Origin of the sequence: Protofrankia symbiont of Coriaria ruscifolia (assembly GCF_900634745.1) — a bacterium.
GTDB classification, from domain to species: domain Bacteria; phylum Actinomycetota; class Actinomycetes; order Frankiales; family Frankiaceae; genus Protofrankia; species Protofrankia californiensis.
On the sequence record NZ_CAAAFR010000117.1, the window covers coordinates 1 to 7002 of the forward strand.

The 7002-nt window shown below is 74.8% G+C and carries 2 protein-coding genes; both read right to left on the minus strand.

Features of this window, described 5'->3' with window-relative positions; genetic code table 11:
- Nucleotides 1-831 (minus strand): beta-ketoacyl synthase N-terminal-like domain-containing protein (locus tag CV1CTNOD_RS14385; protein WP_207386444.1); only part of this gene is annotated, 831 nt, incomplete at its 3' end.
- Nucleotide 832: 1 nt separating this feature from the next.
- Nucleotides 833-7002 (minus strand): SDR family NAD(P)-dependent oxidoreductase (locus CV1CTNOD_RS14390; protein ID WP_131786606.1); only part of this gene is annotated, 6170 nt, incomplete at its 5' end.

A 7002-nucleotide genomic window follows, 5' to 3' on the forward strand; every position in this document is an offset into this window, starting at 1 on the left:
CAGCAGCAGGCCCACGCCCTCCGACCAGCCGGTGCCGTCCGCCGCCGCGGCGAACGCCTTGCACCGGCCGTCCGCGGCCAGCCCCCGCTGCCGGGAGAAGTCCACGAAGCCCAGCGGCGACGTCATGACGGCGACCCCGCCGGCAAGCGCAAGGTCACTTTCGCCGGACCGCAGCGACTGGGCGGCCAGGTGCAGCGCGACCAGCGACGACGAGCAGGCCGTGTCGATGGTGACCGCGGGCCCTTCGAACCCGAACGTGTACGAGATCCGGCCGGAGGCGACGCTGCCGAGCGCGCCGGTGACCAGGTAGCCCTCCAGCTCGTCGGGAACCTCGTGGAAACCGGCGGCGTAGTCCCGTCCGGCGACACCGGCGAACACGCCGGTACGGCTGCCGCGCAGCGCCGTCGGGTCGATCCCGGCGTTCTCCAGCAGCTCCCACGCCGTCTCCAGCAGCAGGCGCTGCTGCGGGTCGGTCGCGGCGGCCTCACGCGGGGAGATCCCGAAGAACGCCGTGTCGAAGTCGCCGGCGCCGGAGATGAACCCGCCCTGGCGGGTGTAGGTGGTGCCGGGCCGGTCCGGGTCGGGGTCGTAGAGCGCCTCGACGTCCCAGCCGCGGTCGTCGGGGAACTCGCTGATCGCGTCACCGCCGGTCTCGGCGAGCCGCCACAGATCCTCCGGCGAGGTGATCCCGCCGGGGTAGCGGCAGGCGGCGCCGACGATCGCGATCGGTTCCCGCCGGCTCTCCTCGATCTCCCGCAGCCGCTTGTGCGCGGTCCGGGAGTCCGCGAGCGCGCGCTTGAGGTATTCGCGGAGCTTGTCGTCGTTGGACATCTCAGGCGTGCTCCTGATCCATGAGGGCGAACAGTTCCTCGTCGCTGGCGGAGTCGAGGTCCAGCTCGTCGTCGCCGGACGGACCGGTGGGCTCGGTGCCCCACTGGTCGAGCAGGCGGCGCAGGCGGACGGCCGCGGCCTGCCGGTCCGCCGCCGTGGTGCCGGCGGCGGCGAACACTGTCTCCAGCTGGTCGACCGCGTGCGCCGGCGTCGCCGGCACCGCCGCTTCCGGTGTGCCGAGGGCCAGCTCCCCCCGCAGGTAGGCGGTGACGGCCTCGGGTGTGGGGTGGTCGAAGACCAGCGTGGCCGGCAGTTCGAGCCCGGTCGCCGCACCCAGCCGGTTGCGCAGGTCGACCGCGGTCAGGGAACTGAACCCGAGTTCCTGGAACGTCCGGGTCTGGTGGACCCCGTCGGCATCGGTGTGGCCGAGGACCGTCGCGATCTCCGATCGGACGACCTCCAGCAGCACGCTGTCGCGTTCGGTTTCCCCGAGGCCGGCCAGCCGCTGCAGCAGCAGGAGCCCACCGGCCGGGGCCGGGTCGTCCCCGGCGAGCCCGGGCGTCTGCGCCGGCCGCGTGACGGCTACCTCCCCGGCGAACGACCGTCCGACGTCCAGCCAGTAGCGCCGGTGCTGGAAGGCGTAGGTCGGCAGCGCGACCCGCGGGTGCGGGCCGGGGGCCGTCGGCGCCCAGTCGACCGGCACACCGTGGACGTGCAGCTCGGCGGCGGAGAGCAGGAAGCGGTCCGGCCCGCCCTGGTCGCGGCGCAGCGTCCCGACGACCGCGGCACCCGAGGCGCCGGCCGCCCCGACGGTCTCCTGCAGGCCGAAGGTGAGCACGGCATGCGGGCTGATCTCGACGAACGTGTCGTGGCCGCTGTCGAGCAGAGCGCGGGTGGCCTGCTCGAAGCGCACCGTCTCGCGCAGGTTGGAGACCCAGTACGCGGCGTCGAGCGTAGCGGTGTCGATCCGTTCGCCGGTGACCGTGGAGATCAGCGGGATCGTGGCCGCCCGCGGCTCGATCGGCGCGAGGTCCGCCAGCAGCAGCTCGCGCAGGCTGTCGACGTGGGCCGAGTGCGAGGCGTAGTCGACCGGGATGATCCGGGCGCGGGTGCCGCCGGCCTCCAGTTCCGCCACCAGCTCCTCGACGGCGTCGGTGTCACCGGCGACCACTACCGACCCGGGGCTGTTGACGGCGGCGACCGACAGCCGGCCGTCCCACCGGGCCAGCTGTGGCTCGAGGTCGTCCACGGGCAGCGCGATCGAGGCCATGCCACCGCGTCCGGCCAGCGCGGTGATGGCCCGGCTGCGCAGGGCGATGATGCGGGCGGCGTCGTCCAGGGACAGGGCACCGGCCACGTGGGCGGCGGCGATCTCCCCCTGGCTGTGGCCGACGACGGCATGCGGATGCACGCCGTACGCGCGCCACAGCGCCGCGAGCGCGACGAGGACCGCCCACAACGCGGGCTGCACCACGTCGACGCGGTCCAGCGAGGGTGCCTCCGGCGTCTCGCGCAGGACGTCGAGCAGGTCCCAGTCGACGTACGGGCGCAGCGCCCGCGCGCAGTCCGCGATCGACGCGGCGAACACCGGAGAGGACTCGAGCAGGCTCGCGGCCATGCCGGGCCACTGAGAGCCCTGGCCGGGGAAGACGAACACGATCCTGCGGTCCGCTCCGGCGGTGCCCCGGGCCGCGTTCGCCGGCAGTTCGCCCCGGGCCAGCGCCTCGAGGGAGGTGAGGAAGCCGTCCCGGTCGCCGGCGACGACGACCGCGCGTTCGGCGAACGTCGCGCGGGTGGTGTGCAGCGCCGACGCGACGTCCGCGACGTCCGGCCCCGGCCCACTGCTGCTCACCGGCCCGGTGCCGTTCACCCGTTCGGTGGATGCCTGCCCGGTGGACGCCGGTCCGCTGCCGTTCACCGGTCCGCTGCCGTTCACCGGCTCGTCCGCGCGCACCCACGCCGCCAGCCGGGCGGCCTGTCCCCGCAGCCCCTCCGGGGTTTTCGCGGACAGCGTCCACGCCACCGGCGCGCCGCCGGTCCCTGCCCGATGCGGTGCCGGCGCGCGGTCGTCCGGAGCCTGTTCGATGATCGCATGGGCGTTGGTGCCGCTGACGCCGAAGGAGGAGATCCCCGCCCGGCGGGGACGGTCGAGCGCGGGCCACGGCCGAGCCTCGGTGAGCAGTTCGACCTCGCCGGCGGACCAGTCCACATACGGTGACGGTGCGTCCACGTGGAGGGTTTTGGGCAGGATGCCGTGGTGGATGGCCTGGATCATTTTGATGATGCCGGCGACGCCGGCGGCGGCCTGGGTGTGGCCGATGTTGGATTTGAGGGAGCCGAGGTAGAGGGGCTGGTTGTCGGGGCGGTTCTGGCCGTAGGTGGCGATGAGGGCTTGGGCTTCGATGGGGTCGCCGAGGCGGGTGCCGGTGCCGTGGGCTTCGACGGCGTCGACGTCGGCGGGAGCGACGCGGGCGGCGGTGAGGGCGGCGCGGATGACGCGTTGTTGGGATGGTCCGTTGGGTGCGGTGAGCCCGTTGGAGGCGCCGTCCTGGTTGACCGCCGATCCCCGCAGAAGCGCGAGTACCGGATGGCCGGCGCGCCGGGCGTCCGAGAGCCGCTCGAGCAGGACGAGCCCGATACCCTCGGCCCAGCCCACGCCGTCCGCCGCCGCGGCGAACGCCTTGCTGCGGCCGTCCGGTGACAACCCGCGCTGCCGGGACAGCTCCACCCAGGCACCCGGGGACGCCATCACCGTCACCCCGCCGGCGATCGCCAGCTCACTCTCGCCGGACCGCAGGGACTGGGCGGCCAGGTGCAGGGCGACCAGCGACGACGAGCAGGCCGTGTCGATGGTGACCGCGGGCCCCTCGAACCCGAACGTGTACGACACCCGGCCGGAGGCGACGCTGCCGGCGCTCCCGGTACCGAGGAAGCCCTCCAGCGACGACGGCGCCTCGTCCAGCCTGGGGGCGTAGTCGTGGTACATCACCCCGGCGAACACGCCGGTGCGGCTGCCGCGCAGCGCCGCCGGGTCGATCCCGGCCCGCTCGAACAGCTCCCAGGTGGTCTCCAGCAGCAGGCGCTGCTGCGGGTCGGTCGCCAGAGCCTCGCGCGGGGAGATCTCGAAGAAGTCGGCATCGAAGTCGCCCGCGTCGAGCAGGAAGCCGCCGTGGCGGGTGTAGGACGTGCCGGTGCGGTCGGGGTCCGGGTCGTACAGCTTCTCGACGTCCCAGCCGCGGTCGCCCGGGAACTCGGTGATCGCGTCACCGCCGTCGGTGACCAGCTTCCACAGTGCCTCGGGGGATTCGACCCCACCGGGGAAGCGGCAGGCCATGCCGACGATCGCGATCGGCTCGTCGACGGCTCCGGCCGGTCGCCCGGCGCGGGACGCCGTGGCCGCGGCGCCGGCGGCCGCCTCGGTCGGCTCGGCCCCGGTCAGCAGCGTGAGCAGGAACGCGGCAACGGCGTTGGGGGTCGGCTGGTCGAAGGTGAGGGTGGTAGGCAGCCGCAGCCCCGTCGCCGCGCCCAGCCGGTTGCGCAGCTCGACGGCTGTCAGGGAGTCCAGACCCAGATCCGTGAACGGCCTGCCGGCTCCGACCGAGCGTGCGTCGGCGTGTCCGAGGGCCGACGCGACCTCCGTGCGCACCAGGTCGAGCAGGTGCGCGGCCCGTTCGTCCGCGGACAGCGCAGCCAGCCGCGCCGCCAGCGGTGATCCGGCGGCCGCCGGGCCGGATCGGGCCGTGCGCCGGGCGGGACGGACCAGGTGGCGCAGCAGTGCTGGCACGCCGTGCTCGGCGGCGCGGCCGCGCAACACGGCCAGGTCAAGGTGGACGGGTGCGAGCAGCGCCCGGTCCACGCCGCCGGTGCCGGTGGTGCGGATGCCGAGGGCGGCGTCGAACAGCTCGAGGCCGTCCTGCGCGGACAGTGGCCGCAGGCCGGCGCGGGAGATGCGCTCGCGGTCGGCGTCGGTGAGTTCACCGGTGATCCCGCTGGCGCCGGCCCACAGCCCCCAGGCGAGCGACGTCGCCGGCAGGCCGTGCCCGTGGCGGTATCCGGCGAGCGCGTCGAGGAAGGCGTTGGCGGCCGCGTAGTTACCCTGACCAGGGCTGCCGAGAATGCCGGCGGCCGACGAGAACAGCACGAACGCGGCCAGATCGGCGCCGTGGGTCAGCTCGTGCAGATGCCAGGCGGCGTCGGCCTTGGGCGCCAGCACGTTGTCGAGCCGTTGCGGGGTGAGCGACGTGACGACACCGTCGTCGATGACGCCCGTGGCGTGCACGACCGCGGTCAGCGGATGCTCGGCGGGGATCGCGGCGAGCAGGTCGGCCAGTGCCGTCCGCTCGGTCACGTCGGCGGCGGCGACCGTCACCGACGCGCCGAGGGCCGTCAGGCCGTCCCGCAGCTGTTCCGCCCCGGGGGCCGCGAGACCGCGCCGGCTGGTGAGCAGCAGGTGACGCACGCCGTGACGCGTCACCAGGTGACGGGCGAGCAGTCCGCCGAGCGCCCCGGTACCACCCGTGATCAGGACGGTGCCGTCGGGGTTGAGCACCGCTGGTGCTGATGGTGCTGCTGATGGTGATTGTGCTGATGCTGCTGGCGGTGCTGGCGTCGCCGGCGCGGCTGCAGCCCGGACCAGGCGGGGGACCGTGATCGCACTGCCGCGGACGGCCAGCTGCGGCTCGTCACCCGCCAGCGCCGCGGCGAGCACGGCCGGCAGGTCGGTCTCGGGCGGGTCGGCGTTGAGCAGGACGCTGTCCAGCGGGTCGAGGTCGAGCAGCACAAACCTGCCCGGATGCTCGGACTGCGCCGAGCGGACCAGCCCCCACACGGTCGCCGCGGCGGGGTCGGGAACCTGGCCGCCGGCCGGCACGGCACCGCGGGTCACCAGCACCAGCCGCGACGCCGGGTCGCGCGGTTCGGCCAGCCACTGCTGCACCAGCGCGAGCACGCGGTGGGTCGCGCCGCGCGCTGCCGCTGCCGCCGCCGGTGCCGTCGCTGTCCCGCGCGCAGCCGGCACGGCTGCTGGGCCGGACGTTGTTGGGCCGGATGCGGCCGGGCCGGACGCTGTTGGGCCGGATACGGCTGTGTCAGGTGGGGCTGCGTCGGACGCGGCCACCGGGACGAGCACGAACTCGGGTGCCGCCGTCCCCAGCCCGGTGAGGTCGGAGGCGGCCTGCGCGTCCACTCCGGCCGAGCGCAGCGCGGTCAGCAACGGATGGTCGTCAGCGCCGAGCACATGGTAGTGGCCGGGGGAGCCGGGCAGGTCGGCGGAGAGCGGTAGGTCGACGGCGGTCCAGTCGACGGCGAACAGCGAGTCCCGGTGGGCCTCGCGCCGTGCGGCACCGACCTGCGCGGCGCTGACCGGCCGGGACAGCAGCGAGCGGACGGAGACGACCGGCGCGCCGGTGGTGTCGGCCGCGTGCACGGAGACGGTGTCACCGTCACCGGCGATCCGCAGCCGCAGCGAGGCCGCGCCGGAGGAGTGCAACCGCACGCCCGACCAGGCGAAGGGCACCCGGCCCTCGGCCGCGCCGGCGCCTGCGGCGGCCTGCCCGCCCTCGGCCGCGGTCAGGACGGCGGCATGCAGGGCGGCGTCGAGCAGCGCGGGGTGGATGCCGAAGCGCCCGGCGTCCGCGCGTACTCCCTCGGGCAGCTCGACCTCGGCGAAGACCTCGCCCGCGCGCCGCCACACCGCGGTCGTGCCGCGAAAGAGCGGACCGTAGGACAGGCCGGCCGCGGTGAGCTGCGCATACACCTCGTCGGGGTCGACGGCGGTGGCGTCCGCTGGCGGCCAGACCGCCGGCGCCAGCGCGTCGAGCACCTCCTGGTCAGATGCTCCCGGCCGGCCGTCTGCCGCGGGCAGGCCGGCGTCCGCCAGCAGGCCGGCAGCGTGGCGGGTCCATTCCTCGGCGCTGTCCCCATCGGCGGCGGGCCGCGCGTACACGCTGAACGCGCGCTTTCCCGTCCCGTCCGGCGCGGCCACCACGACCTGGATCTCAACCGCCCCGCGCGCCGGCAGGGTCAGCGGCGCCTCCAGGACGAGTTCGTCGACGGTGTCGAGGCCCACTTCGTCCCCGGCCCGGACGGCGAGCTCGACGAATGCCGTGCCGGGCACGACAACCGTTGCGTGCACGACGTGGTCGGCGAGCCAGGGGTGGGTGTGCAGGGAGA